Origin of the sequence: Rhodococcoides kyotonense, from assembly GCF_900188125.1 — a bacterium.
GTDB lineage: Bacteria > Actinomycetota > Actinomycetes > Mycobacteriales > Mycobacteriaceae > Rhodococcoides > Rhodococcoides kyotonense.
On record NZ_FZOW01000020.1, the window covers coordinates 35,985 to 57,462 of the forward strand.

Consider the following 21,478-nt stretch of genomic DNA (forward strand, 5'->3'; position numbering starts at 1 on the left):
CGTTACTGCGTGCGATCAGTGGCTGTGACCGTGGCCTGCAGCCGGCTCTTCTGCGTCGACCGGCTTCTCGACGACGGCACTCTCCGTCGTCAGGATCATCCGTGCGACCGAGGCAGCGTTGACGACAGCGGAACGCGTCACCTTGACCGGATCGACGACACCGTCGGCGAGCAGGTCACCGTAGGTGAGCGTCGCAGCGTTGAAGCCGTGTCCTGCACCGAGTTCGGCGACCTTGCTGACGACGACAGATCCGTCGATGCCTGCGTTGGTGGCGATCCAGAACAGCGGCGCGTTGAGCGCGTCACGCACGACGGCCACACCGGTGGCCTCGTCGCCCGACAGTCCGAGGTTGTCGACGAGCGACAGTGCAGCCTGCGTCAGCGCGGAGCCGCCGCCGGGGACGATGCCCTCTTCGACTGCTGCCTTGGCTGCGCTCACTGCGTCCTCGACGCGGAACTTGCGTTCCTTGAGCTCGGTCTCGGTTGCGGCGCCGACCTTGATGACGGCCACGCCGCCGGACAGCTTCGCGAGGCGCTCTTCGAGCTTCTCACGGTCCCACTCGGAGTCGGTGGCCTCGATCTCGCGACGCAACTGGCCGACGCGAGCGTCGATGTCGTCCTGCGTGCCTGCACCGTCGACGATGGTGGTCTCGTCCTTGGTGACGACGACGCGGCGTGCCTTGCCGAGGAGCTCGAGACCGGCTTCCTTGAGGCTGAGGCCGACGTCGGCGGTGATGACAGTGCCTGCGGTGACGACGGCGAGGTCGTCGAGGAACGCCTTGCGACGGTCACCGAAGAACGGCGCCTTCACTGCGACGGCCTTGATGGTCTTGCGGATCGAGTTCACGACCAGCGTCGACAGAACTTCGCCTTCGGTGTCCTCGGCGATGATCAGCAACGGCTTGCCGCTCTCGGCGACCTTCTCGAGCAGCGGAAGGAAGTCGGGAAGCGACGTGATCTTCTCGCGGTACAGAAGCACGAAGGCGTCTTCGAGGACAGCCTGCTGAGCGTCGATGTCGGTGACGAAGTACGGCGACAGGTAACCCTTGTCGAACTGCACTCCCTCGGTGACGGACAGCTCGGTGTCGAGAGTCGAGGACTCCTCTACCGTGACGACACCGTCGGCGCCGACGCGGGTGAGTGCCTCGCCGACGAGCTCGCCGATCTCGGGATCACGCGAGGACACGGTCGCGACCTGTGCGATGGCTTCCTTGCCGTTCACAGGGGTCGACGCCGCGAGCAGAGCCTCGGCAACCTTGTCCGCTGCCTGGGCGATGCCGGCTCCGAGTGCGATCGGGTTCGCACCGGCGGCGATGTTCTTGAGGCCGCCGCGTACCAGTGCCTGAGCGAGGACGGTAGCGGTCGTCGTTCCGTCACCGGCGACGTCGTTCGTCTTGGTGGCAACGCTCTTGACGAGCTGTGCACCGAGGTTCTCGAACGGGTCTTCCAACTCGATCTCGCGAGCGATGGAGACACCGTCGTTGGTGACCGTCGGGCCACCGAAGGCCTTGGCCAGCACGACGTGGCGACCACGCGGGCCGAGCGTGACCTTGACTGCGTCGGCGAGCTTGTCGACGCCGCGCTCGAGAGCGCGACGTGCGTTCTCGTTGAATTCGATTTGCTTGGACATCTTCTGGGGCTACTCCTTCGAGGAGAGAAAAGTACGTGAACGCAGTCCGCCCCGGGACCGAATGGTTTCGGGCTCCGGGGCGGAATGCAAACGGCTTACTTGGCGATGACAGCCAGCACGTCGCGTGCCGACAGGATCAGGTACTCCTCGCCGGCGTACTTGATCTCGGTGCCGCCGTACTTGCTGTAGATGACGGTGTCGCCTTCTTTGACGTCGACCGGGATGCGGTTGCCCTTCTCGGTGACACGGCCTTCGCCCACGGCGACGACGGTGCCTTCCTGAGGCTTCTCCTTGGCTGTGTCGGGGATGACCAGACCAGAGGCGGTCGTCGTCTCGGCCTCGTTGGCCTGGACGAGGATCTTGTCCTCGAGCGGCTTGATTTTCACGCTCGCCACGTTGAGCCCTCCATTGGGTACGGGGTACGCGTTCGGGGTCGGATCCCCGAACTGCTGTATCGGTCTTCTACATCTACTGCTCTGTGCTGGGTCCCGTCGTCGCGGGTGCCGGGACTTCGCTCAGCGCTGACTAGCACTCTATACACGCGAGTGCCAGCACTCAAGGTCTAGGTTCGCCAGAATTGCAGTTGCCGCTACGCCGAGGGCGAAAACCGACAGGACTCGTGCACGAGCCGCGCCCGGCGATGATCTCCACGCGGCCCGACGACATGGGTCAGTGCGCTCGCCGCGCCTGTCCCCGCTTGACAGCGGCGACCAGCAACCTGCCACCCAACGCGATGATCAGCAGATTGCCGACCATCTGCACCGTGACAATCGCGCGTGCCAAGTCCGTCGATGCAGCGATATCCCCGAATCCGACCGTCGCGAAAACGGACAGCGTGAAATACAAACTCCCCATTCGCGACACGGGTTCGGTGAAATTCTGTGACGAAGCAGCGTAAACGAGGTAATAAACGGTGGAAAACCCGATCAGATATGCCGGAACCACAGCGGCAAGGGCTTCGACTGCCTGCACGGCCGGATAGTCCGCTCGAACCACTTTCGTGACCTGCCACACGCACACCACTCCGACGACGACGAGCACCAGAACAAGCAGTGCGACCGTGGTCACGTCGCGAATGTCCTTCAACGGAACGACGAAGTACAGCGCCGTCAGCGCCACCGCAGTGAGGATCGGCCGCCCGACTGCCCGGCGCAGCAATACACGACGCTGGCGGTCGGACAGCGCCGAATAAGGATCGTGTTCGGCCATGGGGACACCTCGATGGTTCCGATGGAAACAGCGAACTTCCTTGTCATAGCGCTTTTCGAGTGCCGAGTTTCACATTCTCCGGAATTGTTCTGTAACGTTAAGATAACGAGGCGTGATAGTCCGTGTATCGACGCCGGACGAAAAGAGCCGGAGATCGAAGAACGCTATTCGCCTATCCGCACGGAACGGTTCCAGCGGAGTTGGACCACGAACAGGGCAGGAGGTGCACGATGCGCGTCGGACTCGGAGTATCCACCGGAACCGAAGTCGTGTGCGCAGCCCTGATCGTGGCGGAAGACGACGGTTCGTACTCCGTCGAGTACCGCACCGTGTCGGCGGACACCCAGGCGAATACCGACATCGGCGACCTCGTGTCGTCCGCCGTGGAGCTGATGAGTTCGCTCGCACCCGTCGAACCCGGCCACGGGGCCCATTCCTCGGAACGCCGCGAACCGGACACCGTTGCGGTGTCGTACCGGACACCCGAGCAGGCCTCGTCCATCCGATCCGCGTGCGCGCACTCGAACCGTGCCATCGCGCTGATCCCGGAATCGGCGGCGGCGCACGCCTTTCTCGCCGAGTCGGGCCTGATCGCTCGCTACCGCACTGTTGCGGTCGTCGACATCGGAGCGTCGGGCACGACGATCTCGATCCTGGATTCCCACTCCGGCACCGTGCTCGCGACCGAGCGCACCGAAACGTTCGGCGGCAACGTCGTCGATGCACTCGTCAAAGATCTCGTGCACGGCAACCCTGTGCGCAGCCGTGACGTCCGAGACGATCTTCGCGACGAGCGTGGAATCGGATCCGCCCGGTACCGCGCTGTCAAGGAACACCTGTCGACACACGATTCGGCGGATCTCGATCGCAACGACGGCGCATCGGCCGTCGACCGCGCCGATCTCGACGCGGCGATCCTCCCGCTGGTGGCGACCGTCGGGCATTCCACTGCCCGCCTCGCGGCGAACCACGAACTCGAAGCCGTCGTTCTCATCGGCGGAGGTGCTAACACTCCGTCCGTCCGCACGGCGTTCGAGGCGACACTGCGGCTGCCTGTTCTCGCCGTATCCGAGCCGGATGCGGTCCTGGCACAGGGCGCCGCACAGGTATCTCTCTCCGGCAACGCACACCTCTACCCCACCGTCGGCGCTCGTAGCGACGGCCAGACGAAGTCCGTCGGCAGGTTCTCGGGAGCACTCGTCGGGGCACTCGTCGTCGGCGGCATCGTCCTGGCGTACGGCGTCCAGACGCTGACGCCGTCCGACGACTCCGGCTACTCCCCCGCGGGGTCGGCGGTCCCGTCCGAGCCGCAGACGACGGTCGACGAGCAAGTTCTGAACACCACGACCCGCGACGCGTCGAGCGGCAACTCCGGGCAGCAGTTGCCTGCGACATCGACCCGAAGCGACGCGTCGTACTCGCAGCGGCCGACATCGACGACCGCGGCCGTGGACCCGTCGTCGCCCGGGACGACGTCGACGAGGACGCCGACGCTGCATCCGGCGCCCGACCTTCCGGTCATTCCGTACCCGGCACAGCCGACCGAACCGTCGCCGCCGCCGGTCACCCAGACTCCGGAACCGTCGACCTCTCCCCCTGCCGAGAGCACCACCGAACCCGTGACGCCTACGCCGTCGCCCGAGGAGTCGTCGGAAAGTCCGTCGGACACCCCGTCGGATTCGCCGTCCGAGACCCCGTCGAGGTCGACGGCTGTTGTGCCTGCGCCGTCGATACCGACGACGGACGTCGATCGCGCGCCGCTGTCACCTGGGCTGGAACCGCCGCCGACCGTGTGGTCGCCGCCGGCGCCGTCGCCCACCACGGCCCCGAGCGTGGCTCCCGAGTCGTCGACGACAGTTCAACCGAACCCGACGACCACGACCGAATAGCGTCTCTACCCGCGTCCCGAGACGATGGACGTCGACACTTCGAGACCCGGGTCTGTGGCCGCCGTCAAGTCGGACGGTTCCGCGCCCCCCGCCACGAGGTGCGCACCGAGCGAGGCGATCATGACGCCGTTGTCCGTGCACAGCCTCGGCTTCGGAATGCGCAAACTCAATCCTGCTGCCGCGCAACGCGATTCGATCATCGAACGAATTCGAGAGTTGGCGGTGGCGCCGCCGCCGAGCACCAGCGTGTCCACCCCGACATCCTCGGCTGCCCGAACCGCCTTCATCGTCAGCACATCGGCAACGGCTTCTTGAAACGAAGCGGCGATGTCAGCGACCGGTATTGGATCTCCCGCGCGACGACGGGCTTCGACGAATCGGGCGACCGCCGTCTTCACTCCGGAGAAGGAGAAGTCGTAGCGCGCATCGCGCGGGCCGGTCATTCCGCGCGGGAATGCGATCGCATGTGGATCACCCTCGCTCGCAGCCGAATCCAGAGCGGGACCACCGGGGAAGCCGAGCCCGAGCAACCGTGCAACCTTGTCGAATGCCTCGCCCGCTGCGTCGTCGACGGTGGTACCGAGCTCGGTGATCGGCGAACCGAGATCCTTCACGTGCAACAGGTGGGTGTGACCCCCGGAGACCAGCAGCGCCACGCACGACGGCATGGGCCCGTGCTCGATGGTGTCGACGGCGACGTGCCCACCGAGATGGTTGACGGCATAGAACGGCACGCCCCACGCAGCCGAATATGCCTTGGCCGCAGCAACTCCCACCAGAAGAGCACCCGCGAGACCGGGACCGATGGTGACCGCGACGGCGTCGGGACGGTCGATGTCCGCAGCAGCGAGTGCACGACGCATCGTCGGCACGATCGCCTCGAGGTGCGCTCGCGACGCGACCTCCGGGACGACGCCGCCGTAGCGCGCATGCTCGTCGACACTCGAGGCGACCTCGTCGGCGAGCATCTCGCACACACCGGGCTCCCGCCAGCGCACGACGCCGACACCTGTTTCGTCGCACGAGCTTTCGATACCCATGACGATCACGACGGTTCACCTTCACTTCCAGCTGACGGACGCCGCATCGTGTACGCATCCGCGCCGCTCGGCTGATAATAGTTGCGCCGCGTTCCCATCACGACGAAGCCTTCGCGGCCGTACAGTTCGATGGCGGCGACGTTGTCCGTACGCACCTCGAGGAACACCGGGCCACCGTGCTGATCTGCCGCTGCGAGAAGGTCGTTCAGCAGGGCGCCGCCGATTCCGCGCCGATGCGCTGACGGGTCGACACCGATGGTGTGCACCTCGGATTCGGTGGCGTCGCCTCGTCCGAGCAGCGCGATGCCCGCGTATCCCACCAGGACGCCGTTCTCACGAGCGGCAACGTAATGATTGTGCGGTGCAGCGAGTTCCGACCGGAACGCATCGGCTGTCCACGGGCCGTCGCCGGGGAACAACACCGTCTCGAGCCAGGCACACGCGTCGGCGTCCGCGGGAGTCAACGGCGACAGCGCGACGCTCACGAGGACGCCTTCTTCTCGGCCGCACGCTCATCGAGCGTCTTGGCATCCGGCCGACGCAGATACAGTGGAACCAGCGGAGCGGGCACGGCGCCTGCTGTGAGCAGATCGCGTGCTGCGTGCACGAGGCCGGTCGGGCTGGGCGAGCTGACGTCGCGCGCGTGCAGATCGAACAACGCGGTGTGGGCCGCGGATCCAGCCGTCGCCGTCGCACCGGCGATGTCGAGGACTGCGGGGGCACACACGTCCGGACCTGCCACTCGGACACCGCGATGGTAACGCGCCCAATAGATTTCGCGTCGTCGAGCATCGGTGACGACCACCAGGGCAGGCTCGTCGCCGACATCGGCAGCGATCGCGTCGAGACTGCACACACCGTGCACCGGAATCGACAACGCGTCGCCGAACGCGGCTGCGGTGGCCATTCCGACACGCAGTCCGGTGAACGGGCCAGGACCGACGCCCACCACGACTGCGCCCAGATCGGCGGGCGCAAGACCACCGTCGGAGAGGCATTCCAGGATGTTCGGCGTCAGGATCTCGGCGTGCAGACGAGCATCTACGACGATGCGCTGAGACACCGCTGTCGCAGTTCCGTCGGTGAGCCGCACCACACCGGCGGTGACGGCGGGCGTGGAGGTGTCGACGGCGAGAACAAGCACGGTAGTTCAGGGTACCCGCATGTCAGAAACGCCTACGACGCCGCATCCGACGATTCGACGCGTCGGAGCTGGACCGTTCTGGTATCGGATTCGGGGTCACGCCTGATTCGCACCGAGATGTGGCCGTCGCTCAGCTTCTCGACCAGCCCCTCGCCCCATTCCACGACGACCACGGCAGCGGTGAGATCGGTGTCGAGATCCAACGCGTCGAGTTCGTCGACCGCCGACTGCCCCGTCATGCCGAGACGATACGCGTCGACGTGCACGAGGGCGACGGGAGACGACCCGTCGGGACGCACACCGGGTCGGTGCTCACGCGCGATCACGAACGTCGGCGAGCTGACTCGACCCTGCACGCCCAGGCCTGCCGCGATACCCCTCGTCATCGCGGTCTTGCCTGCACCGAGGGGCCCGTCGAGCACCACGAGGTCACCGGCGACCAGTACCTGCGCGAGCCGGAACCCGAACGCTTCGGTGTCGGCCGCCTCGGCAAGAGATATCTCCCGCCCGTCGAACGGCAGCTCCTGATGCTCAGCCAATGCCCCGCCGCCCCGAACGTCGACGACTACGCAATTCGGTTGCGCGCGTAGCCAATCGAACGAGCGCCGCATTCACCTTGTCCGGGAACTCGAGCTGGACGAGGTGGCCCGCCTGTCGAATGCGCACCATTTCGGACTCCGGCAACGCCTCGGCGAGAGCCTTGGAACTGTCGAACGGGATGATCCAGTCGTCATCGCCGCAGATGACCGACACCGGGATGCGGGCCAATTCGGCCAAAGCGTCCTTCTCGTCGTGCAATTCGAGTGTCTTCAGGAAGTTGACGATGGTCACGACGGATGTGTCGTCGATCATCGACTGAGAGAACTCGACGAGCCGCGGACTCACACGTGTCCCGTACGACGCTGCCCGCAGCACCGGAGCGATCAACGCGCGCACCGCACCTCGCCCGAACTGCACGACTCCGGGCGACGTCCTGACCGCGAGCCGGAACGCGGACACGACAGGGTTGTCGAGGCTACGGCCGAGTCCCGTCTCGGCCAGACCTGCTGCCGTCGTGGAGATCAGTCCGACACCGATGACTCTGTCCCGCACCAGTTCCGGACGCTGACCTACCATCGCGAGGATGGACATGCCGCCCATCGAGTGGCCGATCAGCATCAGGTGACCACGCGGCGCGACGGCACGAACGACTGCATCGAGGTCGGATCCCAACTGCTTGATCGTGCAACTCTCCGGCGTCGGGATACCCGATCGTCCGTGTCCGCGCTGATCGTAGAAGACCATGCGCATCGACGACCCCCACTCCTGCTCGAGGGCTTGCCGCTGGAAATGCCACGACGCCATCCGCAGGCAGTAGCCGTGTACGAACACGACGGTGATCGGTGCGTCGGACGGACCCACCTCGCGCACCGCGAGGGGAACACCGTCGTCGGCCGTGACGATCGATCCACGATCGGCGTCCATCAGCTCGAGATTCTCGGTAGCCAGCGGATCCTTGTTGGAGCGCAGCACCGTCTCGCGCAACGCTATTCCGACGCTGCTGACGATGCCGAGATCGGTAGTCCACTTCACGCCGACGCCTCCCCTGTGTCGGTTCGCCGATACTCCCTCCGGACACGACCGCCGATACCGGTGACCACCTCGTAGTGGATGGTGTCCAGCGTGTCGGCCCAGTCCTGAGCGAGCGGTTCCCCGTTCTCCCCGGGGCCGAACAGTACTGCAGTGTCGCCGACTGCGACGCCTGCGCCGTCAGGACCGAGGTCGACGACGAACTGATCCATACAGACACGTCCGACGGCAGGGAATCGACGACCGCCGATCCCCACCTCGAAGCGACCGCTGAGGTTGCGTCGCACGCCGTCGGCATAACCCATCGGAATCAGTGCGACGACGGTGTCAGCAGGTGCGTTCCACGTATGCCCGTAGGAGACGCCCGCGCCCGCTGGAACGTTCTTGACGAGGGCGACCTTCGTCGACACCGTCATCGCCGGCCGCAGCCCGAAGTCGCCGAGTTCTGGAATCGGTGACAGTCCGTACGCCGCGATGCCCGGTCGCACGAGGTCGAAATGCAGGTCGGGCCGCGTCAGAGTAGCCGCGGAATTCGCGAGGTGCGTCACTTCGGGATGCAGACCCGCGGCATCCAGCCGCGCGACCACAGCCCGCAGCACGTCGGCCTGGCGATCGTTGGCCGGGTGATCTGGAACGTCGGCGCAGGCCAGGTGCGAGAAGACGCCGCGCAATCGAACCGAGTCGGCGGCCACCGCCCGGCCGAGGACGTCGATCACGTCGTCGAGAATCACGGGGTCGATGCCGTTTCGGTTCAGGCCGGTATCGATCTTGAGCGTCACCGTCGCCGTCGCGTTCGCATCGGTCGCCGCGGCCACGACAGCGTGCACCTGCTCGACCGACGACAGTCCCAGTTCGACGTTCGACGCGATCGCAGGGGCGAAGTCCGTGCCGTCGTGATGCAGCCACGCGAGGATCGGCGCCGTGATGCCGTTGCTGCGGAGAACGAGGGCTTCCTGAACGGTGGTCACACCCAGTTCGCGGGCGCCCGCCGAAAGCGCGGTGCGGGCCACCTCGACGGCACCGTGGTTGTACCCGTCGGCTTTGACGACGACCATCACACCGGCGTCACCTGCGTGATCACGCAGGATGCGCACGTTGTGGGCTATGGCGTCGAGATCCACGGACACCGTGGATCCGGTGCTGGGATCACCGTGATCCCTACCGGCCACTTCCGTCGTTCCACTCTGCACAGCATTCGATAGTGCCATTGGACCCCGTCGAATCCCCATTCGGCCCGGCGAGTGCCTTCTCTCCTCAGTCCAGCGCCGTGACCGACCGCACAATCCTGATCGCGTCCGGAACGGCCGACAGCAGTGGACTGGCCGAGATGGGCGCCGCGAATTCTCCGTCGACACCGTGAGCGGCCGTCGCCGCCGCAAGCGAGTGCACACGCGTCGCGCATGCCGCTGCCGTGGACGGTGTCAGCCCGGACGCCAGTAGGGCGCCCAGAATCCCGGACAGCACATCGCCGGATCCCGCCGTCGACGCGGCCGACCCGCCCGCGTCGTTGACGAACACCGTGCCGTCGGGGTCGGCGATGACGGTGGCGCGGCCCTTCAGAAGGACGGTGACGCCCCACGTCGACGCCAGTTCGCGTACGGACGCGACTCTGTCGGGTCCAGGCTTCTCGCCGGTGAGCCGCTCGAACTCGCCCGCATGCGGCGTGAGCAAGGTGGGAGCCGTACGGCCGGTGACCGATTCGGGTGACGACGCGAGAATCGTCAAGCCGTCGGCATCGACGACCACGGGCAGATCCGAGCCGAGGATGTCGGTGAGCCACTGCTTCGAGACGTCGTCGGTGCCGAATCCCGGACCGACTGCCCACGCCTGCACGCGGCCGGTACTGCTCGGAACCGCGGCGGCGATGACCTCGGGGTAGTGCGACACCACCTCGCCCGCAGCGCTTCCCACGTACCGAACCATGCCCGACGTCGCCGCGACGGCCGCGCCGGTACACAGCAGGGCCGCCCCGGGATAGCGGTCGCTGCCCGCGGCCACCCCGACGACTCCCTGGGAGTACTTGTCGTCCAACGCCGTCGGTATGGGCCACTGTGCGCCGACGTCGGCAGGTTCGAACGATCGAAGGTAGGGCTCATGAAGCTCGAGCCCGATATCGACGAGTTCGACTCGGCCGCAATAGGGTACGGCGAGCACGTGAGCGGGTTTGCGCGCTCCGAACGCGACGGTGACGGCCGCGCGCACGGCGGGGCCGTCGACGTTGCCGGTCAGCGGGTCGACGCCGCTGGGGATGTCCGCGGCGACGATCGGCGCGTCGATTCCCGACACGAGCGCGTCGGCGTCGGGCCGCAAGGGTCCCTTCCCAGAGATACCGACGATCGCGTCGACCACGAGGTCGGGAGTACCGGGGGCGTCGACGATCCTTCCGCCTGCGGCACGGAACGCGGCCAGACCCCCCGCGTGAGCCCGGTTCGGCTTCAGCAGAACCGCATTCATCGCAACGCCTCGACGGCGGAGCATCGAGCCTGCCCACAACCCGTCGCCGCCGTTGTCTCCCGAGCCGACGAGAATGCACACCTCACGGCCGACGACGCCGCCCGTGCGGGCGCGGAGTTCACCGATCACGACACTCGCCAAACCGAACGCCGCCCGGCGCATCAGCGCCCCGGGCGCTCCCGACGCGAGCAGCGGCCGTTCAGCGTCCCGAACTTGATCGGGTGTGTAGTAACTCCGCATGCTCGTCCCTTCTGTGCGGCTGCGCCGCCCGTGCGTGCAACGTCGGCGTCAGGACCAACTATGCGCGCACGGGCGCCGAAGGCGCATTATTCGACGGTGACGGACTTGGCCAGGTTTCGCGGCTTGTCGACGTCGTATCCACGCGTCTGCGCGACCTCGGCAGCGAATGCCTGCAACGGAACGGTGGACAGCAACGGCTGAAGCAGAGTCGGTGCCGCGGGGATCTCGATGAGGTGATCCGCGAACGGCCGTACCGCCTCGTCGCCCTCTTCCGCGATGACGATGGTCAGCGCACCACGTGCCTGGACCTCGCGAATGTTGGACAGCAGCTTCGAGTGCAACACCGCGCGACCCTTGGGCGACGGCATGACGACGATGACCGGCACGCCGTCCTCGATCAGCGCGATCGGGCCGTGCTTGAGCTCGCCTGCTGCGAAGCCCTCGGCGTGCATGTAAGCGAGCTCCTTGAGCTTGAGCGCACCCTCCAACGCCACCGGGTAGCCGACGTGCCGTCCCAGGAACAAGATCGTCGACGTGTGCGCGAGTTCCCTGGCCAGCTCACGGATGGGCTCGACCGTGTCGAGAACGCGCTGTACCAATTCGGGCATCGCTTCGAGGTCGGCGAATTCGCGGGCGACCTCGTCGGGGTATTTGGTGCCGCGTGCCTGTGCGAGGGCCAGACCGACGAGGTAGTTCGCGGTGACCTGCGCCAGAAACGCCTTGGTCGACGCGACGCCGATCTCCGGCCCGGTACGGGTGTAGACGACGGCGTCGGCCTCGCGCGGGATCTGTGAGCCGTTGGTGTTGCAGACGGCCAGAACGCGAGCGTTCTGTTCCTTCGCATGCCGAACGGCTTCCAGCGTGTCCGCGGTCTCACCCGACTGAGAGATCGCGACGACGAGAGTCGAACGGTCCAGGACCGGGTCGCGGTAGCGGAACTCGCTGGCCAGTTCGACCTCGACAGGAAGCCTCGTCCAGTGCTCGATCGCGTACTTCGCGAGAAGGCCCGAATGGTACGAGCTACCACAGGCGACGACGAACACCTTGTCGACGTCGCGCAGCTCCTGCTCCGACAACCGCTGCTCGTCGAGCACGATCCGACGGTTCTCGAAGTGACCGAGGAGCGTGTCCGCAACGGCGGCAGGCTGCTCCTGGATCTCCTTGAGCATGAAGTAGTCGTAACCGCCCTTCTCGGCGGCCGCGAGATCCCAATCGATGTGGAACGGACGTCCCGTCGCCGGGTTGCCGTCGAAATCGGTGATCTCGTAGCCGGCGGCGGTGATGACGACGACCTGGTCCTGGCCCAGTTCGACGGCCTCGCGCGTGTGCTCGATGAACGCGGCGACATCCGAACCGAGGAACGTCTCGCCCTCGCCGACACCAACGACCAGAGGCGTCGAACGACGGGCAGCGACGATCGTGTCCGCGTGATCGGTGTGCGTGAAGACCAATGTGAACGCACCTTCGAGGCGTCGGAGTACGGCCTTGGCACTCGCGACGAAGTCTCCCGCGGTCGGTCCCTTCGCGTAGGCCTCCGACACCAGGTGCACGGCGACCTCGGTGTCGGTGTCGCTCTTGAACTCGACGCCGACGGACTCGAGTTCGGCTCGCAGAGGGCCGAAGTTCTCGATGATGCCGTTGTGGACGACCGCCACCGCTCCGGATGCGTCACGGTGCGGATGGGCGTTCCGATCGGTGGGACGGCCATGCGTCGCCCACCGAGTGTGGCCCATTCCCGTCGTACCGACGAACCTGTCGGTTCCCACTTCCTCGAGCTCGGCCTCCAGGTTTGCGAGACGCCCTGCCTTGCGCTCCACCGCCGTGGTGCCCTGACCGTCGAGTATCGCAATTCCTGCGGAGTCGTAGCCCCTGTATTCCATACGCCTGAGCGCCTCGACCACAACACCGAGAGCGGGGCGATGACCGACGTATCCCACGATTCCGCACATGGTCGTTCAGGCTACCCGCGTGCGACGTGGGGCCCGAATTCGTTCGTCCTGGGTCACTTTCTCCCGGCGAGTCGGCTCCGCTCACCCCCGGCTGCGGCCCGATCCGATAGCGTCTACATCCGTGGCGGCATCATCGAAACTCGCAGCACAGTTGACCAAGCGTGGCCCGTACAAGGTGCTCCGCGGTGACCTGGCTCTGGCCGGGCAGCCCGGTGTCGTCTACACCCCTGCGGAGGGGTACAACCTGCCCGGGGTGGCATTCGGACACGGCTGGATGCTCGGCGCCTCCCGCTACTCGAACACACTGAGCCATCTCGCGTCCTGGGGCATCGTCGCAGCAGCGCCCGACACCGAACGCGGTCCCGTTCCCTCCCATCGAGGTCTCGCCACCGACCTCGGCACGGTCCTCGACATCATGACCGGGGTACGCCTGGGTACCGGCGACATCAGCGTGCACCCACAGAAGCTGGCCCTCGCCGGTCACGGCATGGGTGCCAGCGTCGCGGTTCTGGCTGCAGCCGCACGATCCGACGTACTCGCCGTCGCCTCACTGTTCCCCGCACCCAGCGCCCCGAGCGCGGAGGACGCGGCGTCGGGGCTGACCATCCCGAGTCTCGTTCTCGGCGATGCCGCGCTCACCGACTCGCTCGACGACAACACCCTCGCGCTCGCAGGTGCGTGGGGCGGACCGTCGGTGCTGCGACGCATAGACAAGGCGTCGTCCGACGGCATGGTCGAGGGCAGACGACTCCTCGCCCCCATCGGAGTCGGCGGTACCGAGAAGTCGACGGTGCGCGCGGTGCGGTCACTGCTCACCGCTTTCCTTCTCTTCCACGTCGCGGGCGACAAGAGATACGAGGAGCTGGCCGGGTCGGTGGAGTTGAAGGGCAGCCGCGTCGTCGACCCGCATGCGCCTATCGAGGATCACCCCAAGCCGAGCCCACTGTCGGCTGCACGCGCACTGATCGGTCGCTAGTCAGACCAGCCAGCTGGAACGCGGTTCGTCGATAGCGGGCCGCGTCACTGTCTCCCGTCTGTCGAGATTGGCCGGGACAAGAAACGACGCCGTCGCGTCCACCGAATCCGTTCGACGCGCGTCCAACGGTAATTCTTCGGGCACCGTCATGGGCCTCGATGCGCTCTCCAGTCGGTTCGACGCCCGGTCCACCGCGACCCGATGTGTTGCTCGTATCGAGTTCAGTCGGGCTTGCCACTCGTTCACAGCGGACCCGCCTCGACGAGGCGTGCACCCGACGCGCCTGGGTCATCAGCGGTCGCGGGTGCTTCCACGTTCGTCGGTTCGTCAGTAGGCGTCGGTGCCGCGGGAGGGGCGGACGGAGGTGCGGGCGGGCACTGCTCCGCCCCAGCGTCATCCGGTTCCAGGGCAATCGGCGAGGGCGCCTGCTCGACTTGTGGCGTGTGCGGCGCTTGCGGCTCCGCGGACGGTGAAGACTGTTCGGGCTGCTGAGATTCGAGCGTCGGCGTTTCTGCTGCGGATGGGGCGACGTCGTCGTCGAAGGTCTCGACGACGACGGGCAGCCCGAACGGGCCGACACGGAGCTCGAACCGCCTGCTGCCGCCGTCGGGAGTACCGACGTTCATCGACACCGTCCCGTCGTGCGCCAGCGCGATACGTGCGTGATATCCGTCGAGCTCTGCTTCGAGATGCCCACGTTCGGCCGAGCCCGTGGCCGGTCCTGGAGCAAGCGGTGGCGGGTGCGCACCTTCTCGGCCCGAATCGGGCTCGGCCGCAGACGTTTCCGGCGTCTCTCGCGCTGGCCCGGAAGAGTGCGGCCCGCTAGCTGGCGGGGTGGGTTGCTCCGAATCCTCTCGCGGAGTAACGCTCTCACGAGGAGGAGTGTCGACCGGAGCCTGGCTCTCGAGCTGCGCGCGGAAGTCATCCATAGCGACGCGCACCTGCTCGGCGATGTCGTCGGCGACGCCTTCCATCGCCGCCTCGACCAGCGCGGCGAATTCGGCGACGCTCGGGATACGTTCGGGCACACTCGATTCGGTAGCGTTCGGCGGCGAGGGCGCGCGGCCCGATGACGTCAGTTCGGATTCCGACGGTCCGGAGTGCATCTGCTTCTCGGGTCCCGCCTGCGCCGAGGACGGCGGACGGTTCGGTGGATTCGGGTCGCACGGTTGCTCTCGACCGGACGCTGCGGGTCGCACCTCTGTGTGGGGCGCATCCTGGTCCACGCGGGCCGCGTTCGGGAACGGAGATGCGTCGACGTCCTCCGCAGCACTCGCAACGACGGTCAACGCGTCACGCACAGCGGTATCCGTGGCCGCGCACAGGTCCACGAAAGCGCTGCACGTTTCGGTCACTGCGTCCACGAACACCGATTCCACCCATTCGGTGCACAGTCGCTGCACGCGCCGCAATGCCTCGTCGTCGAGTTGGCCCCGGCCCGCGACGTACTCCGCCACCGCAGGAAGAGACTGTGCCAAGAGTGGGACGTCCAGATTCGCGACAGTTCCGATCGTCGCGCCGCTGCCGATGGTCGCCAGCGAGAACTTCACGATGGTGGGCAGGGCGACTGCTGGGACTCCGCCGATCTGCGTCAGATCGATTCGCCCCACCGTATCGGCCTTGTCGGCCACGCAGTCCGCGATCACGTCGACGCTCTCGTGCATCGCCAGAGCCAGCGTGTTCATCGCGACGAGCCTGTCGGCGCCTCGGCTCGTGTCCTCACGTACATCAGCGGCGGCTGCACGACCACCGATGCCGGTCCACGACCGTTCGAGCATCGACACGAGCTCCTCGCACTCGGCGATCTGCTGCTCGGCGTCGAGCACTACCGAGCCGAGCGCCTCCGCGTCGGACCTCAGCGTCGACAGATCGAGGCCACGCTGCTCGTCGTAGCGCGCGCACAGTTCCGAATAGCTCCACTGGGCGGGTCGACCGACAGCTGCCAGCAGCGGCAAATGCCGCTCGAAGTACAGGAGCCCACATGCACCGGCGTCGAGGACTCGATCGACCGACACTGCTGCGTCGACGACCGGTGCACTCACCGCGGCGCCCCGATCGTGCCGGCTGCACCAGAATCGACCGACCGGTAGCCGTCGATGCTGGCTCGAATCCGACCGACGTCGTCACCGATGGCCTCACTCCATCCACGCAGGGATGCCCCGACCCGGCTGTACCCGGCGACGATGCGATCCGCGGCCTCGTCGTAGTTGCGTCCCGCAGTCGACGACGAGAACGCGAACTGTCCCGGGACGCCGGCAAGCCTCTCGACGATTTCCCTTGTTTCATCGAACGAGTTCACGACGCCGATCACCGCGTCGACGTCGATGTTCATGCCGTCCCCCATGTGCCAACCCTCCCCCGCGTTTCCTCTGTGATGTTGGACGCATCCCAGGTGACATCGGTTCCCTCGGGTCGGCTAACGTCCGAGAGAAGAAACTCGGGTTACAGATACACGCTCACACCTGCGAGGAGTCTCATGCACATAGGAACGATGCTCAATTACTCGGGCGGATTCAACGAAACCGTCGCCGAGGTGGCAGAGCTCGAGAAGGCCGGGCTGGACATCATCTTCGTCCCCGAGGCGTATTCGTTCGACGCCGTCAGTCAGCTGGGCTTCCTGGCGGCCAAGACGTCGACCATCAAGATCGCGTCGGGCATCTTCCAGATCTACACACGCACCCCATCTCTGACGGCCATGACCGCTGCAGGCTTGGATTACGTCTCCGACGGCCGGTTCGTGCTCGGCCTCGGCGCGTCCGGACCTCAGGTCGTCGAAGGCTTCCACGGCGTCAAATACGACGCTCCCATCGCCCGCACGCGCGAGGTCGTCGAGATCTGCCGCCAGGTATGGCGTCGCGAGAAGGTCGAACACCAGGGTAAGCACTATCAGATCCCGCTGCCCGCAGAGAAGGGCACGGGCCTCGGCAAGCCGCTGAAGCTGATCAATCACCCAGTGCGCGAGCGCATTCCGGTGGTCATCGCCGCGCTCGGCCCGAAGAACGTCGAACTCACCGCCGAGATCGCGGAAGGCTGGCAGCCGATCTTCTACTACCCGGAGAAAGCCCAGTCGGTATGGGGCGACGCACTCGCCGCCGGCCGCGCCAAGCGCGACGAGTCACTCGGTGATCTGCAGATCTTCGCGAGCCCGACGCTCGCCATCGGCGAGGACGCCGACAAATACCTGCCGTGGGTCAAACCGCACCTCGCGCTGTACATCGGCGGCATGGGCGCCAAGGGCAAGAACTTCTACAACGACCTCGCTCAACGCTACGGATACGAAGCCGAGGCCGAAGCGATCCAGGACCTCTACCTGGCAGGAAAGAAGGAAGAGGCTGCCGCAGCAGTGCCCGACGAACTGGCACGCGCAGTCAACCTGATCGGGCCCGAGAGCTTCGTCAAAGAGCGGGTCGCGGCCTTCGCCGAGGCGGGCGTGACGACTCTCAACGTCGCACCTCTCGCCGAGAACACCGCAGGCCGCGTTGCACAGCTGACTGCGCTACGCGGCCTGATCGACTGACGCCGCGGCTCAGACCTGCCCGACCCGGTCCGCGAGATCCTGCGCGAGCCGGCGGGCCAGGTCGGGCTCGGCGGCCTCGACCATGACTCGCACCAACTGCTCGGTACCACTGGGACGCAACAACACTCGACCACTGTCACCCAACGCGCGCTCCACCTCGGCAACACCCTCGACGACGATCTTGGACGAAGCGACCGCAGCCTTGTCGGACACCTTCACGTTGATCAGTACCTGAGGGAGTGTCTGCATCACCGCCGCGAGATCCGCGAGAGGACGGTCGGTCTGCGCCATTCGCGCCATGACACGCAACGCCGTGAGAATTCCGTCGCCGGTCGTTCCGAAGCCGGGCAGAACGACGTGCCCGCTCTGCTCGCCACCGAGTGAGTAGTGTCCGGCTCGCAGCTCTTCGAGAACGTACCGATCACCGACGGCAGTGGTCCGAACGTCGATTCCGGCCTCGCGCATACCGATGTGCAGCCCGAGGTTGCTCATGACCGTCGCGACGAGTGTGTTCTCGGCAAGCTCGCCGGCCTCCTTCATCGCGATCGCCAGCACGGCCATGATCGCGTCGCCGTCCACGATGGCACCGGAGGCATCGACGGCGAGGCAGCGGTCGGCGTCTCCATCGTGTGCGATTCCGAGATCGGCGCCGTGCTTCACGACGGCCCTCTGCACATCCTCCATGTGCGTGGACCCGCAGTTGTCGTTGATGTCGAGCCCGTTGGGCTCGGCATGAATGGCAATCACGGACGCGCCTGCTGCCGCATAGACCGCTGGTGCCACCTTCGAAGCGGCCCCGTTCGCACAATCGACGACGACGGTCAGGCCTGCGAGACTGACGTCGACAGCATCGCGAAGATGAGCGATGTATCCATCCGCAGCATCGACGTCCAGACGGACACGGCCGATCGAGGCACCCGTCGGCGCGGGCAGTTCACCGTCACCGCTGATCAGCGACTCGATGCGATCCTCGACGTCGTCGTCCAGCTTGTGACCGCCGGCTGCGAAGATCTTGATTCCGTTGTCGGGCATCGGATTGTGCGAGGCGGAGATCATCACGCCGAGAGCCGCGTCGTACTTCGCCGTCAGGTATGCCACTGCAGGCGTCGGGAGTACGCCGACATCGATGACGTCGACACCCGATGCTGCGAGTCCTGCGATCACCGCTGCCGACAGCATCTCGCCACTGGCTCGCGGATCGCGGCCGACCACGGCGACAGGACGAGATCCGTCGACCGGTGCAAGAACAGCTGCTGCGGCCCTGGCGACCTTCACAGTCAACTCCGGCGTCAGCAGGTCGTTGGCCAACCCCCGCACGCCATCGGTACCGAACAGTCGAGCCATACGAACCCGTCCCCCTTGCCGCAAACGAACATGATCTTTCGATGAAAAGCCACGAGGGCAGGCATCCGGTCGTTCCCGGGCGCCTGCCCTCGCAGGTGAAACAGTGAGACGCGTCAGCGCTTGGAGTACTGCGACGCCTTACGGGCCTTCTTCAGGCCGTACTTCTTACGCTCGACGGCACGCGCGTCACGCGTGAGGAAGCCGGCAGCCTTGAGCGGCGGGCGATCCTCGGGAGTGACCTCGATGAGTGCACGCGAGATGGCGAGACGCAAGGCGCCTGCCTGGCCGGACGGGCCGCCACCGTGCAGCAGCGCGATGATGTCGAAGGACTCCGCGCGATCGACGAGCACCAGGGGAGCCTTGATGAGCTGCTGGTGAACCTTGTTCGGGAAGTAGTCCTCGAGGCTGCGGCCGTTGAGCGTGAAGCCGCCGGTGCCCGGTGCGAACCGGACGCGAGCAACAGCTTCCTTACGACGACCGACGGTCTGGACCGGGCGGTCGAACAGGATCGGTGCAGGCGCTGCAGCCGCCTCGATCTCGTCGACGACCTCGGGCTCTTCCACGGACACGAACTCGTCCGCAGCGATCTCGACCTCGGTAGCAGCAGCGTCGACCTCTGCTGGGTTTTCCTGCGACGTCACGTCATTTCCCTCCGGCGCCGTCACTGGGACACCTGCTTGATCTCGAACGGAACGGGCTGCTGTGCTGCGTGCGGGTGGTTCGGTCCCGCGTAGACCTTCAGCTTGCTCGCAATGGCATTACCGAGCTTGTTCTTCGGGATCATGCCCTTGACGGCCTTCTCCACGAGACGATCGGGGTTGTTCTCCAACACCTGACGCGTCGAGCGCGACTTCAGACCGCCCGGGTGGCCGGAGTGGTGGTGGTGGAACTTGCCGTCGAGCTTGTTGCCACTGATGGCAACCTTCTCGGCATTGATGATGACGACGAAGTCGCCACCGTCGACGTTGGGTGCGTACGTGGGCTTGTGCTTGCCGCGAAGCAGAGTCGCGGCCTGGACGGCAAGCCGTCCGAGCACGACGTCCGTCGCGTCGATCACATGCCACGTCCGGGTGGTGTCCCCGGCCTTCGGGCTGTATGTAGACACGTAAAGGTCCTGTCTTCATGATGTCGCTGCTGGCCAAGGCGTGTGAATGATCTCGGCGGCCAGTTGAGACCCGAGATCAGGAACTCGTTGCGCACGACAGCACGCGGCGAGCCCATACACGCCAACGAAGGACGATACCGGCTGTCACCCGCCCAGGTCAAAACGCCTCGGACGCGGTCACCGTTGTTCAACGGCGGCCTGTGCACCGGATGCATCGACGAGCCGTCACCAACGCCTCCAGCCGCGCGTCCGAGATCGCGTCTCCGCAGCGTTCGCACAGGCCGTACTCTCCTTCGGCGAGTCGCGTCTCAGCTGCGTCGAGTTCTCGGAGCTCGTCCTCGGCGTCCCGCGCAAGACCGACGATCTTCGCGCGCTCGAACGCGATGGTGGAACCTTCGGGGTCGTGCTCGTCGTCGTCCGTGGTCCATTCGGAACCCGCGACGATCGCGGCGAACTGCTCCCGAAGAGAGGCAAGACGCGCGACGGTGGCGGCACGAACCTCCTCGATGAGATCTCGCGCTGTAGCAGGGTCCATCGGACCAGTGAACACCACTGTGCCCGGCCCCATCGATGACGTCGGGACCGGGCACGAGAATCGAAGGCCGTCGGTCAGGCGAAACGCGACCGGTTCAACGCCTCCTGCTCGATCATCTTCTGGTTGCCGGCGCTGACAGCACCGATGAGGCTCTGCAACACCGTGTTCAGCTCCGCCTGAGCGGCATTCCATTCACCCTGCCGGACTTGATACGCATCCGCGTCGGCGCCCTGCCACGTCGCGACGAGCGGCTGGATCGAGGACTTGATCTCGTCGAGCTTCTCGTTGAGCGACTGCCACTTGACCGTCATGCCGCTCGTCAGATCGGCAATCGAGCCGAAGTTGTATCTGATTTCGCCGTCCATGGTCTCTCCCCCTGCTGTCGTCTGTGTTCGGTTCGGTTGTCGGTCCGGTCAGAGATTGAGCGTGCCCGCGACGGAGTTGATGGACGAGACGTTGTCCTGCTCGGACTGGTCGTATTCCACACCGGAGGTCTTGATGGCCTGGCTGATACCGGCCAGCGCGTTCTCGAGCTTGAAGGCACTGGAATCCCAATTGACCATCACCTGCGCGAAGGTGGTCGAAGCCGCGCCCTTCCAGATTCCGGATGCAGCCAAATCCACATCACCCCTGAGCGCCCTCAACTGGCCGGCGATCTGATCTCGCAACCCGTCGACCTTTGCGGCGACGGCGAGCATGGTGTCGATATTTGCATCTGCCATGTCAGCTCCTAGCTTTCGAATGAACGATCGTGGCGCCCGTGTTCGCGGTGCCCCCTGGCTGCGCGGCACTCGCCGCAATGGACGAATTCAGGCTTTCCCTACACCTCCTTGGACGCACCTGCTGCAGCTTTCGGTTCCGTCGATTCCGAACTTTCT

General features: G+C 66.0%; 23 protein-coding genes. 3 read left to right on the forward strand and 20 right to left on the reverse strand.

The annotated features are described in order from the left end of the window. Nucleotides 1-15: 15 nt before the first annotated feature. From groL to CHB96_RS24955, 3 genes are all read right to left on the reverse strand, one after another. A complete protein-coding gene (groL, locus tag CHB96_RS24945; protein ID WP_089251391.1) occupies nucleotides 16-1,629 on the reverse strand; it encodes a chaperonin GroEL in 1,614 nt (537 codons plus the stop codon). Between the two features lie 95 nt (nucleotides 1,630-1,724). Beyond that, nucleotides 1,725-2,024 carry a co-chaperone GroES gene (groES, locus tag CHB96_RS24950; protein WP_008718149.1) on the reverse strand — a complete coding sequence of 100 codons (300 nt, stop codon included), beginning with the start codon at nucleotides 2,022-2,024 and terminating at the stop codon, nucleotides 1,725-1,727. 274 nt (nucleotides 2,025-2,298) lie between these two features. Then, entirely contained in the window at nucleotides 2,299-2,838 is a 540-nt protein-coding gene (locus tag CHB96_RS24955) for a potassium channel family protein (protein ID WP_089251393.1), read from the reverse strand. A gap of 230 nt (nucleotides 2,839-3,068) precedes the next feature. On the opposite strand from CHB96_RS24955, the gene CHB96_RS24960 reads away from it, so the two are divergent. Next, nucleotides 3,069-4,727 carry an Hsp70 family protein gene (locus tag CHB96_RS24960; RefSeq protein ID WP_089251395.1) on the forward strand — a complete coding sequence of 553 codons (1,659 nt, stop codon included), beginning with the start codon at nucleotides 3,069-3,071 and terminating at the stop codon, nucleotides 4,725-4,727. A 5-nt stretch (nucleotides 4,728-4,732) separates the two neighbouring features. Here CHB96_RS24960 and tsaD read toward each other — a convergent pair whose 3' ends face one another. From tsaD to glmS, 8 genes are all read right to left on the reverse strand, one after another. Further along, nucleotides 4,733-5,776, reverse strand: a complete 1,044-nt coding sequence (tsaD, locus tag CHB96_RS24965) for a tRNA (adenosine(37)-N6)-threonylcarbamoyltransferase complex transferase subunit TsaD (protein WP_089251397.1) — start codon at nucleotides 5,774-5,776, stop codon at nucleotides 4,733-4,735. Beyond that, nucleotides 5,773-6,252: a ribosomal protein S18-alanine N-acetyltransferase gene (gene rimI / locus CHB96_RS24970; RefSeq protein ID WP_089251399.1), complete on the reverse strand. Its 480-nt coding sequence runs from the start codon at nucleotides 6,250-6,252 to the stop codon at nucleotides 5,773-5,775. Before rimI ends, tsaD begins: the two co-directional genes overlap by 4 nt. Continuing rightward, nucleotides 6,249-6,911 (reverse strand): tRNA (adenosine(37)-N6)-threonylcarbamoyltransferase complex dimerization subunit type 1 TsaB, encoded by a 663-nt coding sequence (gene tsaB / locus CHB96_RS24975; RefSeq protein WP_089251401.1) that lies wholly within the window; start codon nucleotides 6,909-6,911, stop codon nucleotides 6,249-6,251. The genes rimI and tsaB overlap by 4 nt, the downstream gene beginning before the upstream one ends. A 32-nt stretch (nucleotides 6,912-6,943) precedes the next feature. Continuing rightward, nucleotides 6,944-7,450, reverse strand: coding sequence for a tRNA (adenosine(37)-N6)-threonylcarbamoyltransferase complex ATPase subunit type 1 TsaE (gene tsaE, locus CHB96_RS24980; RefSeq protein WP_245866162.1), 507 nt, complete (start codon nucleotides 7,448-7,450; stop codon nucleotides 6,944-6,946). Then, a complete protein-coding gene (locus CHB96_RS24985; protein WP_089251405.1) occupies nucleotides 7,443-8,483 on the reverse strand; it encodes an alpha/beta fold hydrolase in 1,041 nt (346 codons plus the stop codon). The genes tsaE and CHB96_RS24985 overlap by 8 nt, the downstream gene beginning before the upstream one ends. After that, complete coding sequence (gene alr / locus CHB96_RS24990; protein ID WP_089251407.1) at nucleotides 8,480-9,688, reverse strand: alanine racemase; 1,209 nt, start codon at nucleotides 9,686-9,688, stop codon at nucleotides 8,480-8,482. Before alr ends, CHB96_RS24985 begins: the two co-directional genes overlap by 4 nt. Nucleotides 9,689-9,734: 46 nt before the next feature. Then, nucleotides 9,735-11,174, reverse strand: coding sequence for an NAD(P)H-hydrate dehydratase (locus CHB96_RS24995; RefSeq protein ID WP_089251409.1), 1,440 nt, complete (start codon nucleotides 11,172-11,174; stop codon nucleotides 9,735-9,737). Nucleotides 11,175-11,260: 86 nt separating this feature from the next. Continuing rightward, nucleotides 11,261-13,123 carry a glutamine--fructose-6-phosphate transaminase (isomerizing) gene (glmS, locus tag CHB96_RS25000; protein WP_089251411.1) on the reverse strand — a complete coding sequence of 621 codons (1,863 nt, stop codon included), beginning with the start codon at nucleotides 13,121-13,123 and terminating at the stop codon, nucleotides 11,261-11,263. Between the two features lie 121 nt (nucleotides 13,124-13,244). Between glmS and CHB96_RS25005 the strand changes: the two genes are divergently transcribed. After that, nucleotides 13,245-14,099 (forward strand): dienelactone hydrolase family protein, encoded by an 855-nt coding sequence (locus CHB96_RS25005; protein ID WP_089251413.1) that lies wholly within the window; start codon nucleotides 13,245-13,247, stop codon nucleotides 14,097-14,099. Here the strand turns inward: CHB96_RS25005 and CHB96_RS25010 are convergent, their stop codons facing one another. From CHB96_RS25010 to CHB96_RS25020, 3 genes are read right to left on the reverse strand one after another with little or no spacing between them, the layout of a single operon-like run. Continuing rightward, on the reverse strand, nucleotides 14,100-14,345 hold the full coding sequence (locus CHB96_RS25010) for a hypothetical protein (protein WP_089251415.1): 246 nt from the start codon (nucleotides 14,343-14,345) through the stop codon (nucleotides 14,100-14,102). After that, nucleotides 14,342-16,141 carry a hypothetical protein gene (locus tag CHB96_RS25015; protein ID WP_089251417.1) on the reverse strand — a complete coding sequence of 600 codons (1,800 nt, stop codon included), beginning with the start codon at nucleotides 16,139-16,141 and terminating at the stop codon, nucleotides 14,342-14,344. The genes CHB96_RS25010 and CHB96_RS25015 overlap by 4 nt, the downstream gene beginning before the upstream one ends. After that, the gene (locus tag CHB96_RS25020) at nucleotides 16,138-16,431 is read right to left on the reverse strand and encodes a hypothetical protein (RefSeq protein WP_141136553.1); all 294 of its coding nucleotides are present in this window, start codon (nucleotides 16,429-16,431) and stop codon (nucleotides 16,138-16,140) included. The genes CHB96_RS25015 and CHB96_RS25020 overlap by 4 nt, the downstream gene beginning before the upstream one ends. A gap of 144 nt (nucleotides 16,432-16,575) precedes the next feature. Between CHB96_RS25020 and CHB96_RS25025 the strand changes: the two genes are divergently transcribed. Then, nucleotides 16,576-17,616: an LLM class F420-dependent oxidoreductase gene (locus CHB96_RS25025; protein ID WP_089251421.1), complete on the forward strand. Its 1,041-nt coding sequence runs from the start codon at nucleotides 16,576-16,578 to the stop codon at nucleotides 17,614-17,616. A gap of 9 nt (nucleotides 17,617-17,625) precedes the next feature. Here CHB96_RS25025 and glmM read toward each other — a convergent pair whose 3' ends face one another. The 6 genes from glmM to CHB96_RS25055 all read right to left on the reverse strand — a co-directional run bounded on the left by glmM (nucleotide 17,626) and on the right by CHB96_RS25055 (nucleotide 21,322). Beyond that, nucleotides 17,626-18,960, reverse strand: a complete 1,335-nt coding sequence (gene glmM / locus CHB96_RS25030; protein ID WP_089251423.1) for a phosphoglucosamine mutase — start codon at nucleotides 18,958-18,960, stop codon at nucleotides 17,626-17,628. Between the two features lie 113 nt (nucleotides 18,961-19,073). Further along, nucleotides 19,074-19,547, reverse strand: coding sequence for a 30S ribosomal protein S9 (gene rpsI, locus CHB96_RS25035; protein ID WP_371829051.1), 474 nt, complete (start codon nucleotides 19,545-19,547; stop codon nucleotides 19,074-19,076). 74 nt (nucleotides 19,548-19,621) lie between these two features. After that, nucleotides 19,622-20,065, reverse strand: coding sequence for a 50S ribosomal protein L13 (gene rplM, locus CHB96_RS25040; RefSeq protein ID WP_089251427.1), 444 nt, complete (start codon nucleotides 20,063-20,065; stop codon nucleotides 19,622-19,624). A gap of 187 nt (nucleotides 20,066-20,252) precedes the next feature. Next, on the reverse strand, nucleotides 20,253-20,600 hold the full coding sequence (locus CHB96_RS25045; RefSeq protein WP_089251487.1) for a TraR/DksA family transcriptional regulator: 348 nt from the start codon (nucleotides 20,598-20,600) through the stop codon (nucleotides 20,253-20,255). A gap of 74 nt (nucleotides 20,601-20,674) precedes the next feature. Next, the gene (locus CHB96_RS25050; protein WP_089251429.1) at nucleotides 20,675-20,965 is read right to left on the reverse strand and encodes a WXG100 family type VII secretion target; all 291 of its coding nucleotides are present in this window, start codon (nucleotides 20,963-20,965) and stop codon (nucleotides 20,675-20,677) included. Nucleotides 20,966-21,013: 48 nt separating this feature from the next. Continuing rightward, nucleotides 21,014-21,322, reverse strand: a complete 309-nt coding sequence (locus tag CHB96_RS25055) for a WXG100 family type VII secretion target (protein ID WP_089251430.1) — start codon at nucleotides 21,320-21,322, stop codon at nucleotides 21,014-21,016. Between the last annotated feature and the right edge of the window lie 156 nt (nucleotides 21,323-21,478).

Bases quoted from the DNA above. Each gene is read 5' to 3' on its own strand.
- groL (WP_089251391.1), bottom strand. From the start codon at position 1,629: ATGTCCAAGCAAATCGAATTCAACGAGAACGCACGTCGCGCTCTCGAG.
- CHB96_RS24955 (WP_089251393.1), bottom strand. From the start codon at position 2,838: ATGGCCGAACACGATCCTTATTCGGCGCTGTCCGACCGCCAGCGTCGT.
- CHB96_RS24960 (WP_089251395.1), top strand. From the start codon at position 3,069: ATGCGCGTCGGACTCGGAGTATCCACCGGAACCGAAGTCGTGTGCGCA.
- alr (WP_089251407.1), bottom strand. From the start codon at position 9,688: ATGGCACTATCGAATGCTGTGCAGAGTGGAACGACGGAAGTGGCCGGT.
- CHB96_RS24995 (WP_089251409.1), bottom strand. From the start codon at position 11,174: ATGCGGAGTTACTACACACCCGATCAAGTTCGGGACGCTGAACGGCCG.
- glmS (WP_089251411.1), bottom strand. From the start codon at position 13,123: ATGTGCGGAATCGTGGGATACGTCGGTCATCGCCCCGCTCTCGGTGTT.
- CHB96_RS25020 (WP_141136553.1), bottom strand. From the start codon at position 16,431: ATGAACATCGACGTCGACGCGGTGATCGGCGTCGTGAACTCGTTCGAT.
- CHB96_RS25025 (WP_089251421.1), top strand. From the start codon at position 16,576: ATGCACATAGGAACGATGCTCAATTACTCGGGCGGATTCAACGAAACC.
- glmM (WP_089251423.1), bottom strand. From the start codon at position 18,960: ATGGCTCGACTGTTCGGTACCGATGGCGTGCGGGGGTTGGCCAACGAC.
- CHB96_RS25045 (WP_089251487.1), bottom strand. From the start codon at position 20,600: ATGGACCCTGCTACAGCGCGAGATCTCATCGAGGAGGTTCGTGCCGCC.
- CHB96_RS25050 (WP_089251429.1), bottom strand. From the start codon at position 20,965: ATGGACGGCGAAATCAGATACAACTTCGGCTCGATTGCCGATCTGACG.
- CHB96_RS25055 (WP_089251430.1), bottom strand. From the start codon at position 21,322: ATGGCAGATGCAAATATCGACACCATGCTCGCCGTCGCCGCAAAGGTC.